Raw genomic sequence first — 15,749 nt, forward strand, 5'->3', positions numbered from 1 at the left:
TCGCCACCACGCTGACCTGCGCTTCCGCTGGGCTGACCTGGGTTTCCAATGCGCGGACCTGGGTCTCCGCTGGGCTGACCTGGGTCTCCACTGCGCTGACCTGGCGGCTGACCTTCCCGGGGACCCCCGGCGTCGTCAGCGGGACCCCCGCCTCGCATGGTTCACCGCTCTCTCTCCGAAGCTGTGGCTAGGGATTCTAACCCCCATATCCGGACAAGGTAGACGTAAACCCGAGGACCGATGATCACGACACGGACGCGGAGCCGACGACCCAGGTGTTGCACTGGTAGGCCAGCGGGCGGGTGTATCCCTGGCGGAACCACGCGGCGTTGCTGCGTGTGTTCCCGTGGTCGCGCGGCCCTCCCGGCTGGTCGCCCAGGTGGCCGTACGCCCACAGGAGCGTGTTGCGCCGGGTGGTGTCGATCGGATAGGAGGCGGCGACCGCGCGCATGAACATGCCGCCGAAACACGTCGCCTGCAGTTCGTGACGGCGGCTCAGGGACATCCTGCCGCTGCTCGAGCTGGAGTCGAGCGTCTGCCGCCACCAGGAGTCGGAGATGCCCGACAGGCTCTGGATGTGGTGGCCGTACTCGTGGGCCATCATGCTGATGATGATCCCGTTCCACGATCCGAGCGGGCCGTACTCCCTCGCCATGGCCGAGGTGGAGGCGTAGATCGTGCTGTTGCTCGGGCAGTAGTACGGCACGTTGCTGCCGGGGGAGGGATAGTCTCCGCACGCGCCCCTGCCCTTGCGGGACGCGATCATGTACTTGGGCGGGCTCCACTGGATCCCGACCTTCTCCAGCGCCGGCGCCCACGCCTTGCCCATGCAGGCGCCGGTCTTGAGGATCAGCGCTTTGAACTGGGCGTGGTTGTAGATGCTGGCGTTCCCGGCCTGGCAGTTCGTCTTCGCCAGCGACCCGGCCCGATAGACGCTGTTGTTCTTCGTCGTGCGGTTCAGCACCGGAGTCGGCCGCGTCGTGGGCTGCGACGTCGGCTTCGAGGTGGGCTTCCGGGTCGGTCCCGCGGTGGCATCGTCGGAGGGGAACGGGGAGAAGGTGAAGGTCGGGATCGCGACAGGCGAGACCGGTTCGTCGTGGTGCGACAGGCCGGCCAGCGCGCTCACGATCACGACGAGCACGAAGACCACCGCCAGCACGCCCATGAGCGCGCCGACGACCGCCCCCGCGCCGGACTTGCGGCGGGGCGGCCGCCAGGCGGGCGGCGGATAGGGGGCGGCGGGCCCGCGCGGGGGAGGTGGAGGCTGCGGCGCCCACCCCGGTCCCTGCGGCGGCGCTGCCTGCGGCGGCACCTGGAACGGTGTTCCCTGCGGCGGAGGCACCTGGAACGGCGTTCCCTGAGGTGGCGCCGCCTGTGGTGCTACTTGCTGCGGTGGTGTCTGTGGTGGTGCCGCTTGGAACGACATGCCCTGCGATGGGGCGGGGGCCGCCGTGTTCCCTCCCGATGCCGGGAAATCCTGCGGATACGCGAGCCCGCCCGGCGTGTACGCCGGGCCTCCCGGGTAGCCCGCCGTTCCGTTCGGCGGGGCGTACGGAGCGCCCGGTGGCGTGCCCGCCGGGGCGGCGGGGGACGGCGGTGGTGCGTAGGACTGCGCGTAGGGCTCCGCTCGAGACTGTGCGGGGGGCTGCGCGTGCGGTCCGGCGCCCGCCGGGTCCGGCCACGCGGGGGCCTGCGGATAGGGCTGAGCGCCGCCCTGGAACTGCGCCTCCGGCTGGTAGGGCGCCGCGCCCGGGTATGGGCCGTTCGGCGCATAGGCGCCACCGCCCTGCGCCTCGGCCCCCGGGTACGTGCCCGGGCTATAGGGCGGCGCGGCCTGCGGATAGTGGGCACCTCCCTGCGACCCGGGGTGCGGGACCCCGCCCTGCGGCTGAGATCCGGGGTACGCCCCGCCGCCCTGCGGCGGCCCGCTCGGCGGGTAGGGGGCGCCGCCCTGCGGCATGCCGGAGACGGCGCCGTGAGGCGGCGCGCCGTAAGGAGGGAGGCCGCCCTGCGGCGAGGCGTTCGCGGGGTACGCGGCTGGGCCGGGAGGTGCGCCGTAGGGGCTGCCCTGTGGCGAGGCGTTCGCGGGGTAGGCGGCCGGGCCCTGGGGATGCGCCCCGGGCGGATAAGGGCTGCCGTAAGGCTGACCTCCCGGCGCCTGGGAGCCGTTCTGCGGCTGTGCCGGCGGTGGGTAAGGCGCGGCACCGGGCCCCGGCTGCCACGCGCCACCGTCCTGGCCGCCCCACCCCGGCGGACCGTACGGCCCCGGCGCCGCGCCGGGGGAGCGCGGTCCGTCCGGCGAGCCGGGCACAGCCTCCGGTTGCGGCGAATACGGCGGGCCTGAATAGGGAGAACTCTCCCCGGGTGGCTCCTGGGGAGGGTACTGCTGCGCCACGACATTGCCCCCTTTGTGGATTTAGGGCAAAAGAATACTGTTTTCTCATCCATCACGGATGTAGCAGATGTCGGGCACGATGTGTAATCGAGCGGCGTGATCTCTGCGATGTTCCGGAATCGCCGGGCTCGTCTGCCCTAGCGTTTTTCGCATGAATCTGCAGCAGCTCCGTTACGTGGTCGCCACTGCGGAGCACCGCACCATGACCGATGCCGCCAGATCGCTCTATATCGCGCAGCCCGCTCTGTCCCGCGCGATACGCGACCTGGAACGTGAACTCGGAATGACGCTTTTCGCGCGCTCGGGGCGCGGGGTCGTTGTGACGGCCCAGGGACGCCGGGTCGTGAAGCTCGCCCGCGAGGCCCTCGACGCGGTGGCCGAGATCGAGGCCCTCGCGACGCAGGGCAACTCCTCCGGCGCCGAACTGCGGATCGCGTCCACTCCGAGCCTGGAGCCCGGTCTCGCCGGGCGCCTGCTGCCCGCCTACGCCGCGGAGCATCCGGGGATCCGGGTGCACATCGTGCGGTGCGAGGGCCGAGAGGGGGTGGTGAGCGCGGTCCGCGAGCAGCGTGCCGATCTCGGGCTGACCGACCTCCCGGTGCCCACCGACCTGGTGAGCCACCCGCTCGAACGCCAGGAGATCGTGCTGATCTCCCCGCCCGGCCTCGACCTGCCCGACCCCCTCCCCGTGGCCCGGCTCGACCGCATGCGACTGGTGCTGCCCGCTCCAGGCAGCCCTCGCCGCAGGGAGTTCGACCAGATCTTCGCCACGTACGGCATCCGCCCGATTCCGGCCGTCGAGTCCGACGAGCGCCGGGGCTGGCTGCGGACCGTACGGGAGGGCCGGGCCTCGCTGCTGTGGTATCGGGGCATGGCCGAGCAGGCGGCCAGGGCCGGTCTGGTGGTCCGCTCGCTCGATCCCTCGCTTCGGAAGATCATCGCGGTCGTGCACGCCCGGCGGCGGCTGCCCGCGATGGCGCAGGACTTCGTGGCCCTGGCCGAGGGCGGCTCCGCGGCGTGACCGAATGCCCTGTGTTTGGACCGTTCCACGATCCTGCTTCCGGCGGGCACGCGATAGGACGGCGCCCACCTAGTACGCTGGCGGCGATGTCCACTACGCCGATGCCCGCCGAGGCGCCCGGTCGGCCGGCCGTCCTGCGCCTGCGCGGCCGTGCCTTCGGTCCCGGCGACTTCGCGGTCATGGCCGTGGTCAACCGGACCCCCGACTCCTTCTACGACAGGGGATCGACCTACGCCTTCTCCGCCGCGGTCGACGCCGCCTCCCGCCTCATCGAGGAGGGGGCGGACATCGTGGACATCGGCGGCGTGAAGGCCGGTCCCGGCACGGATGTCGATCCGGCCGAGGAGATACGCCGCGTGGCGGAGGTCGTCGCCGCGGTGCGCGACCGGCACCCCGACGTGATCATCAGCGTCGACACCTGGCGGTCGGAGGTCGCCGAGGTCGTCGCCGAGGCCGGGGCCGACCTGCTCAACGACACCTGGGGCGGCGTGGACCCCAAGCTCGCCGAGGTCGCCGCGGCGTACGGCATCGGCCTGGTGTGCGCGCACGCCGGAAGGGTGGAGCCGCGCACCCGCCCGCACCGCATCGCGTACGCCGACGTGGTGGCCGACGTGGTCGCGTACACGACGGACCTCGCGGAGCGCGCCGTCGCCGCAGGCGTCCGCCGCGACGCGATCCTGATCGACCCGGCGCACGACTTCGGCAAGAACACGTGGCACTCGCTGGAGGTCAGCAGGCGCCTCGGCGAGCTGACCGCCACCGGGTGGCCGGTGCTGGTGGCCGTCTCCAACAAGGACTTCGTCGGGGAGACGCTGGGCGGCCTGCCCGTGGAGGAGCGCCACGCAGGCACGCTGGCCACGCTCGCGGTGTCGGCGTTGCAGGGCGCCCGGGTGTTCCGCGTCCACGACGCGGCGAGCGCCCGTACGGCTCTCGCAGTCGTCGCCCACCTCGGCGGCGCGTAGTCCCGACAGGACCTCGCTACAGTCCTGCTACGGCCCGGAGACGCCTCGGCCTTTCCCCAGGGACGCCAGGCAGACCGTGATCAAAGCGGTGGACAGGGCGCCTGCGCCGTGACTAACGTGGCGGCCATGTCGAGCCCCGAGGCGTCGAGACGCTAGCCACCGGTCATTCGGTGGCTGATTCGTCGCACGGCTGACCTGCCGCGCTGAGCCGCAGTCGCCGGCTTGTCGCGCTGCGCTGTCCCACTGACGTGCCGCGGGCGTCGCCGCGCTGTGTTCGCGGCGCTGTGTTCGCGGCGCTGTGTTGTCGCGGGGTCGCCGTCGCGCCCGTTGCAGCGCCGCTGCGCTGTGCCTGTCACCGAATCACCGTCGTACGGGCCGTTTCTCCCGGGCTCCGCGCATGGTCGCCGTCGTCGCGGCCTGCTCCCGTCGCCGGACCCCGGGTTCTGTCGCGCGGTGATCCCGTGTGCCCGGCTGGACGCTCCCCTCGTCGTCCGGCTGTGGTCCTCCGTGGCTCGCCGCGTCCCCATCGACCTTTCGCGACCCTTCGCGACCTCTTACGACGCGGTGTGGAGTTGTCATGCCAATCGCCATCTACATGCTCGGACTGGCGGTCTTCGCCCAGGGGACGTCCGAGTTCATGCTGTCGGGCCTGGTGCCCGACATCGCCCGTGACCTGCAGGTGTCCGTCCCGGCCGCCGGGGCGCTGACGTCGGCCTTCGCCGTCGGGATGATCGTGGGCGCGCCGCTGACGGCCGTCCTCAGCCTGCGGTGGCCCAGACGGCGGGCGCTGCTGGTCTTCCTGACCGTCTTCATGATCGCGCACGTGGCCGGCGCGGTCACCACCGGCTTCGGCCTCCTGCTGACCGCCCGCGTCGCCGGAGCGCTGGCCAACGCCGGATTCCTGGCCGTGGGTCTCGCGACGGCGACCGCCATGGCCGGGCCCGGCGCCAAGGGCCGGGCCGCCTCCGTGCTGCTCGGCGGGATCACGCTCGCGTGCGTCGCCGGGGTGCCGGCCGGTGCCGTGCTCGGCCAGGTGTGGGGCTGGCGCTCGGCGTTCTGGGCGGTGGCGGTCGTCTCTGTGCCTGCCGTCGTCGCGGTCGCGCGCTCCGTTCCGGCCACGCCACCGGACGCGGCCGTGCCCGACGCGCGGCGGGAGCTGCGGGCGCTGCGCCGGCCCAGGCTGCTCGTGACCCTGCTGCTGGGCGCGCTGGTGAACGGCGCCACTTTCTGTGCCTTCACCTACCTGGCTCCGGTGGTCACCGATGTCGGCGGGTACGGCCGGCAGTGGGTGCCGGTGCTGCTGGCGATCTTCGGCCTGGGGTCGTTCGCCGGGGTGTCGATCGGCGGCCGGATGGCGGACAGGCGGCCGATGTGGCTGCTGGTGCCCGGCGGTCTCGCCCTGCTGGCCGGCTGGATCGTGTTCGGCGCGGCCGCGGGCGACGCGGCGGCGGTGTTCGTGCTCGTCTTCGTGCAGGGCACGCTGTCCTTCGCCGTCGGCTCCACGCTGATCACGCGGGCGCTCTACGCGGCGGCCGACGCGCCGTCCCTGGGCGGCTCGTTCGCGACCGCCGCCTTCAATGTGGGCGCGACCGCCGGGCCCCTGCTGGGTGGGGCCGCCATCGGCGCGGGGCTGGGCTATCGATCTCCGCTGTGGGTCAGCGCGCTGCTGGTGGCGCTGGCGTTCGCCGTTGCGGGGCCGTCCTTGGCGGCGCAAAGGGCCAGGAGGACCGGCGCGAGGACGTCGTCGCCGGATGACAGCGCCGCCCTGTGAGAGCCCGCCGGTAGAGCGGACCGTGCGCCGCGACAGGCGGCGGCGATGTACGGCGCGCCCGGCGCCGGAAGCTGTTGTGGTGCACGGCGATACCTGCGAGACGACGCCCGGCGGGCGGGTGCCCGCCGGGCAGGTGAAGATCGGGAAGGCAGACGCCCGCGTCAGGAGTACAGGACCGACAGGAAGCGGACGAGGATCGCCTCGCGGGTCGCGGCGGGCAGCGCGTCGAGCACGGCGTTCACGACCGCCATTCCGGGCTGTCCCGACGCGGTGAGGTCGATCCCGACCGACGCGGCGAGCTCGGCGAACGTGGCGTCGTCCAGCGCGTCGAGGTCGAGGGACGCGATGAGCTCGGGCAGGCCGTCGGGAACCTCGGCGCGCCCCCGCCGCCTGGCGGCCGCGGTCGCCTCCGCGATCACCTCCAGCATCGCGTCCACCCCCGCCAGCGTCACACCGGTGACCGTGACGTGGATGTTGGCCGGGATCCCGGCGTACGACAGCTGCGGCTGGAGGAACCAGCCGAGCCGGCGCGCCTCGTCGGCGAGCACGAAGACGTCCACGTCGTCAGATCCGGCGATGGCGACCAGCGCGGCCTCCGGCTCCCCGAGCACCCGCAGCCCGGGGATCTTCCCCACGCCCTCCGCCAGCCGCCGGGTCGCCTCCAGCGTCCTGCGGCCGAGCTCCAGGTAGCCCTCCCGGCCGAGAGCCTGCAGGGTGGCCCAGGCGCCGCCGAGCGGCCCGGCCGACCGCGAGCTCTGCACGGTCGCGTTGATGATCGTGTAGCCGGGCCAGGCGGCCGAGGCGAAGTAGGCCCGGCGGCGCAGCTCCGCGTCGCGGAACAGCAGCACCGAGGCCCCCTTCGGCGCGTACCCGAACTTGTGCAGGTCGCACGAGATCGAGGTGACGCCGGGCACGCCCAGGTCGAAGGGCGGGATCGCCGCGCCCGCCTCGCGCAGCCACGGCAGCAGCCATCCGCCGACGCAGGCGTCCACGTGGCAGGGCACGCCGCGTGCGGCGGCGAGCGCGGCGACCTCCTCGACCGGGTCGACGACGCCCTGCGGGTAGGACGGCGCCGAGACCACCGCCAGCGCCGTCCCCTCGTCCACAGCGGCCTCGAACGCCGGGACAGAGGCCCGATAGGTGACCGGGTCGACCGGGACCGGCACGATCTCCATGCCGAGGTAGTGCGCGGCCTTGTGGAACGCCGGGTGCGCGGTGACCGGCAGCACGACCCGGGTGGCGCCGGGACGGGCGTCGCGGGCGGCCTTCACCGCCAGCATGATCGACTCGGTGCCGCCGCTGGTGAAGATGCCCGGCGCGCCGGGCCGTCCGAGCAGTTCGGCGACCGCCCCGACCACCTGCCGCTCCAGCGCGACCATGCTGGGGAAGGCCGTCGGGTCGAGCATGTTGACTTCGAGCATCTCGGCGTACGCCCGGTGCGCGGCCTCGTGCACCTCCGGCAGGCCGGTGTCGTACACGTAGGCCGTCACCTTGCCGCCGCGCACCGGCAGGTCGGCCTCCTTCAGGGCGGTCAGCTCGGCGAGCAGTTCGGTGACGGGCCTGCCGTACTCGGGAAGCATGAAACTCCTCAACGTGCAAGGGGGAGCCGGACGACGGCACGCAGTCCGGGGGAGGCGTCCTCCAGGTGGACCGTACCGCCATGGGCCTCGACCGTGGTGCGCACGATCGCGAGACCGAGACCCGCTCCGCCGTCGTCGCGGCTGCGCGCGTCGTCGAGGCGGGTGAACCGGTCGAAGACCCGCTCCCGGTCCTCGGGCGGGATGCCCGGCCCGTCGTCGGTGACGGTGAGCTCCGCGGCCGCCCCCTCGGCGCGTACGCCGATCCGGACCGCCGACGCCGCGTGCCGCAGGGCGTTGTCGACCAGGTTGGCGAGCACCCGCCGCAGGTCCAGCGTGTCGCCCAGCACGACGGGAGACGCGCCGGGCGCGAGGTCGAGGCCGAGGCCGTACCGCTCGGCCGTACGGCGGGCCATCTCGGCCAGGTCGACCGGCTCCCGCCGGCCCAGGCGGCCCTCGTCGAGCCGGGCGAGCGCGAGCAGGTCCTCGGCGAGGCGGGACAGCCGGAGGGTGTCCTCGAGCACCCCTTCGGCCGTCTCCTTCCAGTCCTGCCCCTCCGGGTGGCTGAGCGCGACCTCCAGCTGGAGCCGGATGCTCGCGAGCGGGCTGCGCAACTCGTGCGCCGCGTCGGAGACGAGCGCCCGCTGGCGCGCGTCGGCCTCCTCCAGTCGCCCGAGCATGTCGTTGAGGGTCGTGGCGAGCGCGTGGACCTCGTCGCGCGCCTCGGGCACCGGCAGCCGCCGCGACCGCGCCGTGGCGCCCACCTCGGCCGCGCCCCGCCGCAGCAGCGCGATCGGCCGCAGCGTGCGCCCGACGACCAGCCACGAGACCGCCGCCAGCAGCGCGAGCAGGAGCGGCATGCCGGCGACCAGCACGTGCCCGGTGGTCGCCAGGCTGCTCTCCACCTCGGCGAACGACCGCGCCACGATCACCGTCACGCCGTCGTCCGCGCTGAGCGCTCGCACCCGCAGCGGCCCCGGCAGCGCGTAGGGCCGGCCGTCCAGGAAGCGGGGCGCGCCGGTGCGCACGGCGGCCTCCCGCGCCCCCGCGGGCAGCAGGGGGACCAGGCGGTCGGTGTTCGGGGTGGCGTCGACGATCCGCCCGTCCCCGTCGAGCACCTGCACGATCGTGTTGTCCACCGAGACGACGGGGTCGGACAGCCGGTTCGCGTCGGACAGCGCGACGATCTCACGGCCCCGCTGGTAGACCTGGTCGTCGATGCTGCGGACGAGCGCCTCGCCGAGCACCGCGACGAACACGTACGCCGACACGGCGAGGGCGAGCGCCAGCACGGCCGTCGCCGCGGCGGTCACCCGGAACCGCAGGCTCTGCCGCCGCCACCACGTCACCGGGCGCGCGAGCACGGCCACACCGGATGCGGGTGATTTCGGCCCGGGTGATGCGGACACCGCTCAGCCGCCGTCGCTCGCGAGCCGGTATCCGGCCCCGCGCACGGTCTGCAGGGCGGCGCGGCCGAAGGGCGTGTCGATCTTCCTGCGGAGATACCCGACGTACACCTCGACCACGTTCGGATCGGTGTCGTAGGTGTCCCACACGTGCTCCAGGATCTCCGGCTTCGACACCACCTCGCCCGGACGGCGCATCAGGTATTCGAGCAGGGCGAACTCCCTGGGTGTCAGCTCGACCGGCGCCTCGCCCCGCGCGACCAGCCGCGCCGCGGGGTCGAGCGACAGGTCGCCCGCGCGCAGGACGGCGGGCCTGCGGCCGCCGCCCCGGCGCAGCAGCGCCCGGAGCCGGGCCACCAGCACGACGTACGAGAACGGCTTGGTGAGGTAGTCGTCGGCGCCGAGGTCGAGCCCGTCGGCCAAGTCGTACTCGCCGTCCTTGGCCGACAGCATGAGGATCGGCACCCAGTTCTCCTCCGCGCGCAACTGCTTGCACACGTTGTAGCCGGACATGCCGGGCAGCATGATGTCGAGCACGACCACGTCGTAGTCGCCGACGCGGGCCAGGTGGAGGCCCTCGTTCCCGTCGTGCGCCAGGTCGACGGCGAAGCCCTCCGCCTGCAGCCCGCGGCGCAGCGCCGCCGCCATCCGCCGCTCGTCCTCCACCACCAGAACCCGCATTGCCCCAGTGTGGACCCTTTCCCGAGTGCGGGGCGCGGCGAGCCTGAGAGCCCTCTCAGCCCGTCTCAGCGTCGGCACAGGAACGTCCCGGCAGTCTCGGGTCGTCAGGTTTCCGCCCATAGTGGGAGATGTGAAATGGCGAAGAGAGCCCGCGCCGTGAGGTGGGGAGTACCGGTGGCGGCGGTGGCCGTCGTGGCGGCGGCCGTGGGGACCGGCCCGGTGATCGCGGCGGTGCGCAGCGACCCGTCCCTGCCGGACCGTACGGCGGAGCAGCTGCTGGCCGACGTCGCGCGCACCTGGCAGAGCGGCCGGGTGCCGCAGATGTCCGGCACGATCGTCGAGACGGCGTCGCTCGGCCTGCCCGCGCTGCCCGGCCTGTCGGGGGCGTCGGGAGCGTCCGGGGCCACGGCGGCGTCGCTGCTGTCAGGGTCGCACCAGCTGAAGATCTGGTACGCGGGGGAGGACCGGTTCCGCCTCATGCTGCCGGGGGAGATGAGCGAGACCGACGTCGTCGCCGACGGCGGCACGGTGTGGCTGTGGGACAGCGCCGCGAACAAGGCGACCCGTCTCACCGCCCCGGCGGCCTCCGGCGGCCGGCCGGACGGCGCCTTCCCGCTGCCGTCCGGATCCGCGTCGCCGTACGCGACCCCGGACCAGGCCGCGCGGCAGGCGCTGCAGGCGGCCGGGACCGACACCGCGATCACCGTCGGCGACGACGTCACGGTCGCGGGCCGCGCGGCCTACCAGATCGTGCTGACGCCCAAGTCGGCCGACTCGCTGATCAAGGACGTCCGGGTGGCGCTCGACGGCGAGAAGCTGATGCCGCTGCGCGTCCAGGTGTACGCGAAGGGGGCGGCCGAGCCGGCCTTCGAGGTCGGCTTCGAGTCGCTGTCGTTCACCGCTCCCGCGCCGGAGAACTTCTCCTTCACGCCGCCGCCCGGCGCGAAGGTCGAGCAGGGGACGGCCGCGCCTCCGGCCCGCCACCGGCCGGAGGCGGCCGCCGAGGCGCGCGACCGGGGCCGCGTCGTCGGCTCCGGCTGGGACAGCGTGCTCGTCACCTCCCTGCCCGCCGTCCCCGCCCAGCAGCAGGACGGGAAGGGGCGTGGCGGCATGGACCTCGCCGCGCTGCTCGACGGCGTGAAGTCGTCGGCCACCCCCGTCAGCGGAGAGTGGGGGAGCGGCCGGCTGCTGCGCACGAAGGTCGTGTCGATCCTCATCACCGACGACGGCCGCCTGCTCGCCGGCGCCGTGACCCCGGAGGCCCTCTACCGGGTGGCGGGTGTCAAGGAATGACCGAGCCCACGCACCGCGGACGAGCGGGGGTCGCGGTGGACGCGGTGGACGCGGTGACGGTGGGCACGCGCGCGGGGGCGCCACGGGAAGACACCGGGGCGCCCCCGCCCTCCCCCGAGGGAGCGGGCGCGCACGCCATCGTCACGTCCGGTCTCACCAAGCGCTTCCGCGGCGGCCAGGTGGCGGTCGACGGCGTCGACCTGGCCGTGCCGCGCGGATCGGTCTTCGGCTTCCTCGGCCCCAACGGCTCGGGCAAGACCACGACGATCCGCATGCTGCTCGGCCTGGTCGCCCCGACCTCCGGCACGTGGTCGCTGCTCGGGACGTCCATGCCCGCCGGGCTGGCCCGGGCGCTGCCGCGCGTCGGCGCGGTGGTCGAGGGGCCGGCCTTCTATCCGTACCTGTCGGGCGAGGCCAACCTGCGCCGCTTCGACGCGGCCGACCCGGCGGCCGACGCGCGTACGGCGCGGGCCAGGATCGGCGCGGCGCTGGAGCGGGTGGGGCTGACGGCGGCGGCGGGCAAGCGCTACCGCACCTACTCGCTCGGCATGCGCCAGCGCCTGGCCATCGCGGCCGCGCTGCTGGTCCGGAGGGAGCTGCTCGTGCTGGACGAGCCGACCAACGGCCTCGACCCGCAAGGCACCCGGGAGGTCCGCACGCTGATCAGGAGGATCGCCGAGGACGGCACGACCGTCTTCGTCTCCTCCCACCTGCTGACCGAGGTCGAGCAGATGTGCACCCACGTGGGCGTCATGCGTACCGGCAGGCTCGTCGCCCAGGGCCCGATCGCCGCGCTGCGCGCCTCGGGCGAGGAGCCGCGACTGCGGGTGGAGACGCCGGACGTCGGCGCGGCGGGCGCCGTGCTGGCCCGGGCCGGGCTCGGCGACGTGCGCGCCGGGGACGGCGAGGTCACGGCGGTCGTCGGCGCCCGGGCGCCGGAAGAGATCTGCGCGCTGCTCGTCGGGGAGGGCGTGGCCGTGCGCGGGTTCGGCGTGGTCCGTCCCACGCTTGAGGATGTCTTCGTCGGCCTGACGGGGGAGGGGTTCGATGTCGGTGCATGAGAACGGGACAGCGGTGAACGGGACAGCGGTGTCGGAGGCCCGGTCGCCGGTGCGGGAGGAGGTCCCGCCGTCGCGGCACGCGGAAGCGCGGACCGCGCCGCAGGAGGAGCGGCCGTCCGACCACGCCACCGCCCACGCCACCGGGCCCGCGCCGAGCCACCTGCGGCACCTGACGCGGCTGCTGGCCTCCGAGATCGGGCTGACGTTCCGCCGCCCGCGCAATCTCGCGATGCTCGGGGTGCTCGCGGCCGTGCCGGTGCTGGTCGGCGTCGCGGTGCGGATCGCTTCGGACGGCGACGCGGGCGGCTCGATCATCGGCCAGATCGCCGGCAACGGCCTGATGCTGACCTTCGCCGCGTTCGTCGTCATGATGCCGATCGTGCTGCCGCTGACCGTGGCGGTCGTGGCGGGCGACGCGATCGCCGGCGAGGCGGCGCAGGGCACGCTGCGCTACCTGCTCGTCGCCCCGGCCGGCCGGACCAGGCTGCTCGCGCTCAAATACGCCAACGTCGTGGTCTTCTGCCTCGCCGCGTGCGCGCTGGTGGCGCTGTCGGCGCTGGCGGCCGGGCTGGTGCTGTTCCCCGTCGGGCCGGTGACGCTGCTGTCCGGCGCGACGATCCCGGCGGCCGACGCCCTGCTGCGCGTCGGGGTGGTCGTCCTGTACACCACCGCGGGGATGGCCGCGCTCGGCGCGGTCGCGCTCGCGGTCTCCACCCTGACCGAGGCGCCGATCGGGGCGGTGGCCGCGAGCGTCGTGCTGGTGGTGGTCAGCCAGGTCCTGTCCGCGATTCCGCAGGTGGCGGCCGTGCGGCCGTTCCTGCTGACCTCGTGGTGGGGCGCGTTCGACGGGGCGTTGCGGGCGCCGATGGCGTTCGACCAGATGGGACAGGGGCTGCTCGCCTTCGCCGCGTACGTCCTGGTTTTCGGCTCCGTCGCCTGGTCGCGCTTCACGAGCAAGGACATCACGGCGTAAGTGCTGCCCTTTACCGTTCTTTGTCGCTAGTGTTGCCGCGGACCTCTCACCCAAGGCGGTGTTCATGCGGCACTTCTTCGGGCTGCTCCTGGGCGTTGTCGTCGCGGCGGCTCTTCTCCTCGGTGGTGGATGGGCGTCCCAGGAGGCGGTCCGGGGAGCGGCACAGAGCGTCGACCCGGCCAAGGACACGCGGATGCTGATCGCCCTGGGCGTGATGGCCGTCGTGGGCCTGCTGCTCGGGCTGGTGTTGGTCGGCCGGGTGTCCCCGCTGGCGACGTTCGTCCCGTCGATGGCGCTGCTGGCCTGGACCGTGGTCTACGTCCTGGACGTGTCGCGCGCCGCGAGCCTCGTGCCCGCCGGGCCGTCGGTGCAGGCCGAGCTGCTGCAGGCCGGCCGGGGCATGCTCACACTCCTGTCCACCGGCGTGTACGGCCTGCTCGGCGTCGCGCTGTTCCTCCCGGTGCTCATGCCGTCCCGCTGGGCGCGTCCGGAGCAGGACGAGGAGCAGGAGGAGTACGAGGAGTCCTTCGGCTACTGAGATAGAGGTCGGCCACGACGTCCTCGATCGACGCGCGCCCCGGCGCGGTCGCCCGCAGGTCGTCCACCGTGCCGTCGAAGGCCAGCCGGCCGTGGTCGATCAGCAGCACCCGGCGGCACAGTCGCTCCACGTCGCCCAGGTCGTGGGTGGTCAGCAGCACCGTCGTCCCGCGTTCGGCGTTCAGCCGCCGCAGGAAGTCGCGCACCTCCGCCTTGCTGACGACGTCGAGCCCGATCGTCGGCTCGTCCAGCACCAGCACGGCGGGGTCGTGCAGCAGGGCGGCGGTGATGTCGCCCCGCATCCGCTGGCCCAGGCTGAGCTGGCGTACCGGCGTGCCGAGGAAGCCGCCCAGGTCGAGCAGGTCGCACATCTCGTCCAGCCGCTCGCGGAACACCTTCCGATCTACTTTGTAAAGGAGTCGGACCAGGTTCAGGCTGTCCCCGAGCGGCAGGTCCCACCACAGTGTCGTCCGCTGGCCGAAGACGACGCCGATCCTGCGGGCGAGAGCCGTACGGCGCCGGGAGGGATCGAGGCCGGCCACCCTGATCCGGCCCGACGTGGGCGTGAGGATCCCGGTCAGCATCTTGATCGTGGTGGACTTGCCCGCGCCGTTCGGGCCGAGGCAGGCGACGAACTCCCCGGCCGCGACGCGGAAGGACAGGTCCCGTACGGCGTGCACGACCCGGCGGCGGACCGTGAAGGTCCTGCCGACCCCGTCTGCCTGGATCATGGTCAGCTCCCCGTCGATCGGTAGCGGCGGATTCCCGTGCGCCAGGCGAGCGCGGCGACGGCGGCAAGCGCGAGCGCGGCGGCAGGGGACAGCAGGCCCGTCCAGGACGGCAGCCCGAGCGGGTCGGGCCGGCCGAGCACGTACAGGCCCGGCTGCCAGTTGACGAACGCCAGCGGCAGCACGAAGGTCAGCCCCCGGACGATGCGGACGTCGTAGACGCTCAGCGGGTACTGGCTGAGCATCGCCCCGCCGTAGGTGAACGCGCTCGCCACCTCGGTGGCGTCGGTGAGCAGGAACTGCAGCGCGCCGCCGAACGTGAAGAGCGCCGCGAAGATCACGATGCCCGAGACGACCATGACGGGCACCATCCAGGCCCGGGTGAGCGGAACGTCCAGCCGCGCCAGCCCGATGCCCAGCACGGTTCCGGCCTGGACCGCGCGGCCGATCCGGTGCGGCGTGAACCGGTCGGTCGCCATCTGCACCCAGGGGGAGGCCGCCCGGATCAGCATCACGTCGAGCGTCCCGGCCCTGATCTGCTGACTGATCCGGTCGACGTTGCCGAACAGCAGGTCGGCGAGCGCGAAGGCCAGTTCCGACGCGCCGTACAGGAACATGACCTCGGTCAGGCCGAAGCCGGCCAGCGAGTCGGTGTTGGCGAAGGTGATCCAGATCACGGCGATGTCGAGGCCGCCGATCACGAACGCGCCCGCCGTCATGAGCGCGAACGAGACCCGGTACTGGGCCGCCGCCCGCGTCCATGTTCACGCGAGCAGCGCGTACGTCCTGATCACGGCCGCTCAACCACCCTGGATCACGACCTTTCGGCGGGCGGCGCCGGTCATGAGCGCGCCCAGGGCCAGCAGGACGGCGGCCCACACGGCCTGGAAGGCGAGGGCGCGGCCGGGATCGGCCGTGCCGAGGTAGACGTCGGCGGGCACCTGCGCCATCGCCGACCACGGCAGCGCCCGGGCCAGCGAGCCGAACCATCCGGGGAAGATCGTCAGAGGCAGCATCAGCCCGCTGAAGAACGTGGTGACGACGAGGGAGAACACCGCGAGCCCGCGGTCGTCCATCACCCAGCAGGTGGCCAGGGCGACCAGGTAGCGCCAGCCGAAGCTCACGACCACCCCCAGGGCCACGCTCGCCAGGAAAGCGGCCGGCGCGCGCGGGACGACGATGCCGAACAGCGCCGCGCCCAGGAGGGTGGGCGGGAGGCCGCGGGCCAGGAAGAGGTAGGCCGCCCGGCCCAGGTCCTCCGACAGGCACCACAGTTGCAGCGGCGCCGGACGGACCAGGTCGAGCGCCACGTCTCCGCTGCGGATCCGCTGCGGATCCGCTGCG

Annotated in this window: 14 protein-coding genes; 7 read left to right on the forward strand and 7 right to left on the reverse strand. The window is 73.5% G+C overall.

The window, feature by feature from the left end:
• Nucleotides 1-244: 244 nt before the first annotated feature.
• Nucleotides 245-1,312 carry a neutral zinc metallopeptidase gene (locus ACQEVJ_RS18090; protein WP_433102406.1) on the reverse strand — a complete coding sequence of 356 codons (1,068 nt, stop codon included), beginning with the start codon at nucleotides 1,310-1,312 and terminating at the stop codon, nucleotides 245-247.
• A 1,234-nt stretch (nucleotides 1,313-2,546) separates the two neighbouring features.
• On the opposite strand from ACQEVJ_RS18090, the gene ACQEVJ_RS18095 reads away from it, so the two are divergent.
• The 3 genes from ACQEVJ_RS18095 (at nucleotide 2,547) to ACQEVJ_RS18105 (ending at nucleotide 6,149) form a co-directional block, all read left to right on the forward strand.
• The gene (locus ACQEVJ_RS18095) at nucleotides 2,547-3,416 is read left to right on the forward strand and encodes a LysR family transcriptional regulator (RefSeq protein WP_433102408.1); all 870 of its coding nucleotides are present in this window, start codon (nucleotides 2,547-2,549) and stop codon (nucleotides 3,414-3,416) included.
• An 86-nt stretch (nucleotides 3,417-3,502) separates the two neighbouring features.
• Nucleotides 3,503-4,378 carry a dihydropteroate synthase gene (gene folP / locus ACQEVJ_RS18100; RefSeq protein ID WP_433102410.1) on the forward strand — a complete coding sequence of 292 codons (876 nt, stop codon included), beginning with the start codon at nucleotides 3,503-3,505 and terminating at the stop codon, nucleotides 4,376-4,378.
• A 577-nt stretch (nucleotides 4,379-4,955) separates the two neighbouring features.
• Nucleotides 4,956-6,149: a Cmx/CmrA family chloramphenicol efflux MFS transporter gene (locus ACQEVJ_RS18105; RefSeq protein WP_433102412.1), complete on the forward strand. Its 1,194-nt coding sequence runs from the start codon at nucleotides 4,956-4,958 to the stop codon at nucleotides 6,147-6,149.
• 161 nt (nucleotides 6,150-6,310) lie between these two features.
• On the opposite strand, the gene ACQEVJ_RS18110 is transcribed toward ACQEVJ_RS18105, so the two are convergent.
• From ACQEVJ_RS18110 to ACQEVJ_RS18120, 3 genes are read right to left on the reverse strand one after another with little or no spacing between them, the layout of a single operon-like run.
• Nucleotides 6,311-7,729, reverse strand: coding sequence for a pyridoxal phosphate-dependent decarboxylase family protein (locus tag ACQEVJ_RS18110; RefSeq protein ID WP_433102414.1), 1,419 nt, complete (start codon nucleotides 7,727-7,729; stop codon nucleotides 6,311-6,313).
• A gap of 8 nt (nucleotides 7,730-7,737) precedes the next feature.
• The gene (locus ACQEVJ_RS18115; RefSeq protein WP_433102416.1) at nucleotides 7,738-9,090 is read right to left on the reverse strand and encodes a HAMP domain-containing sensor histidine kinase; all 1,353 of its coding nucleotides are present in this window, start codon (nucleotides 9,088-9,090) and stop codon (nucleotides 7,738-7,740) included.
• Between the two features lie 48 nt (nucleotides 9,091-9,138).
• On the reverse strand, nucleotides 9,139-9,813 hold the full coding sequence (locus tag ACQEVJ_RS18120) for a response regulator transcription factor (protein ID WP_433102419.1): 675 nt from the start codon (nucleotides 9,811-9,813) through the stop codon (nucleotides 9,139-9,141).
• 174 nt (nucleotides 9,814-9,987) lie between these two features.
• On the opposite strand from ACQEVJ_RS18120, the gene ACQEVJ_RS18125 reads away from it, so the two are divergent.
• From ACQEVJ_RS18125 to ACQEVJ_RS18140, 4 genes are all read left to right on the forward strand, one after another.
• Entirely contained in the window at nucleotides 9,988-11,106 is a 1,119-nt protein-coding gene (locus tag ACQEVJ_RS18125; protein WP_433102421.1) for a LolA family protein, read from the forward strand.
• Nucleotides 11,103-12,167, forward strand: a complete 1,065-nt coding sequence (locus ACQEVJ_RS18130) for an ATP-binding cassette domain-containing protein (RefSeq protein ID WP_433102423.1) — start codon at nucleotides 11,103-11,105, stop codon at nucleotides 12,165-12,167. Before ACQEVJ_RS18125 ends, ACQEVJ_RS18130 begins: the two co-directional genes overlap by 4 nt.
• Nucleotides 12,154-13,140, forward strand: coding sequence for an ABC transporter permease (locus tag ACQEVJ_RS18135; protein ID WP_433102425.1), 987 nt, complete (start codon nucleotides 12,154-12,156; stop codon nucleotides 13,138-13,140). The genes ACQEVJ_RS18130 and ACQEVJ_RS18135 overlap by 14 nt, the downstream gene beginning before the upstream one ends.
• Nucleotides 13,141-13,204: 64 nt before the next feature.
• Nucleotides 13,205-13,678, forward strand: coding sequence for a hypothetical protein (locus ACQEVJ_RS18140; RefSeq protein ID WP_433102427.1), 474 nt, complete (start codon nucleotides 13,205-13,207; stop codon nucleotides 13,676-13,678).
• On the opposite strand, the gene ACQEVJ_RS18145 is transcribed toward ACQEVJ_RS18140, so the two are convergent.
• From ACQEVJ_RS18145 to ACQEVJ_RS18155, 3 genes are all read right to left on the reverse strand, one after another.
• Nucleotides 13,605-14,408, reverse strand: a complete 804-nt coding sequence (locus tag ACQEVJ_RS18145) for an ABC transporter ATP-binding protein (protein ID WP_433102429.1) — start codon at nucleotides 14,406-14,408, stop codon at nucleotides 13,605-13,607. The two genes, ACQEVJ_RS18140 and ACQEVJ_RS18145, sit on opposite strands and share 74 nt — an antisense overlap.
• A gap of 2 nt (nucleotides 14,409-14,410) precedes the next feature.
• Nucleotides 14,411-15,124: an ABC transporter permease gene (locus tag ACQEVJ_RS18150; protein WP_433102431.1), complete on the reverse strand. Its 714-nt coding sequence runs from the start codon at nucleotides 15,122-15,124 to the stop codon at nucleotides 14,411-14,413.
• Between the two features lie 81 nt (nucleotides 15,125-15,205).
• A complete protein-coding gene (locus tag ACQEVJ_RS18155; RefSeq protein ID WP_433102432.1) occupies nucleotides 15,206-15,715 on the reverse strand; it encodes an ABC-2 family transporter protein in 510 nt (169 codons plus the stop codon).
• Between the last annotated feature and the right edge of the window lie 34 nt (nucleotides 15,716-15,749).

Source organism: Microbispora sp. CA-102843, assembly GCF_050936215.1.
Taxonomy (GTDB): Bacteria; Actinomycetota; Actinomycetes; order Streptosporangiales; family Streptosporangiaceae; genus Microbispora.

What these genes read in the sequence shown, in the direction of transcription:
- ACQEVJ_RS18095 (WP_433102408.1), top strand. Translation starts at nt 2,547, where the DNA reads ATGAATCTGCAGCAGCTCCGTTACGTGGTCGCCACTGCGGAGCACCGC.
- folP (WP_433102410.1), top strand. Translation starts at nt 3,503, where the DNA reads ATGTCCACTACGCCGATGCCCGCCGAGGCGCCCGGTCGGCCGGCCGTC.
- ACQEVJ_RS18105 (WP_433102412.1), top strand. Translation starts at nt 4,956, where the DNA reads ATGCCAATCGCCATCTACATGCTCGGACTGGCGGTCTTCGCCCAGGGG.
- ACQEVJ_RS18110 (WP_433102414.1), bottom strand. Translation starts at nt 7,729, where the DNA reads ATGCTTCCCGAGTACGGCAGGCCCGTCACCGAACTGCTCGCCGAGCTG.
- ACQEVJ_RS18120 (WP_433102419.1), bottom strand. Translation starts at nt 9,813, where the DNA reads ATGCGGGTTCTGGTGGTGGAGGACGAGCGGCGGATGGCGGCGGCGCTG.
- ACQEVJ_RS18130 (WP_433102423.1), top strand. Translation starts at nt 11,103, where the DNA reads ATGACCGAGCCCACGCACCGCGGACGAGCGGGGGTCGCGGTGGACGCG.
- ACQEVJ_RS18135 (WP_433102425.1), top strand. Translation starts at nt 12,154, where the DNA reads ATGTCGGTGCATGAGAACGGGACAGCGGTGAACGGGACAGCGGTGTCG.
- ACQEVJ_RS18140 (WP_433102427.1), top strand. Translation starts at nt 13,205, where the DNA reads ATGCGGCACTTCTTCGGGCTGCTCCTGGGCGTTGTCGTCGCGGCGGCT.
- ACQEVJ_RS18145 (WP_433102429.1), bottom strand. Translation starts at nt 14,408, where the DNA reads ATGATCCAGGCAGACGGGGTCGGCAGGACCTTCACGGTCCGCCGCCGG.
- ACQEVJ_RS18150 (WP_433102431.1), bottom strand. Translation starts at nt 15,124, where the DNA reads ATGACGGCGGGCGCGTTCGTGATCGGCGGCCTCGACATCGCCGTGATC.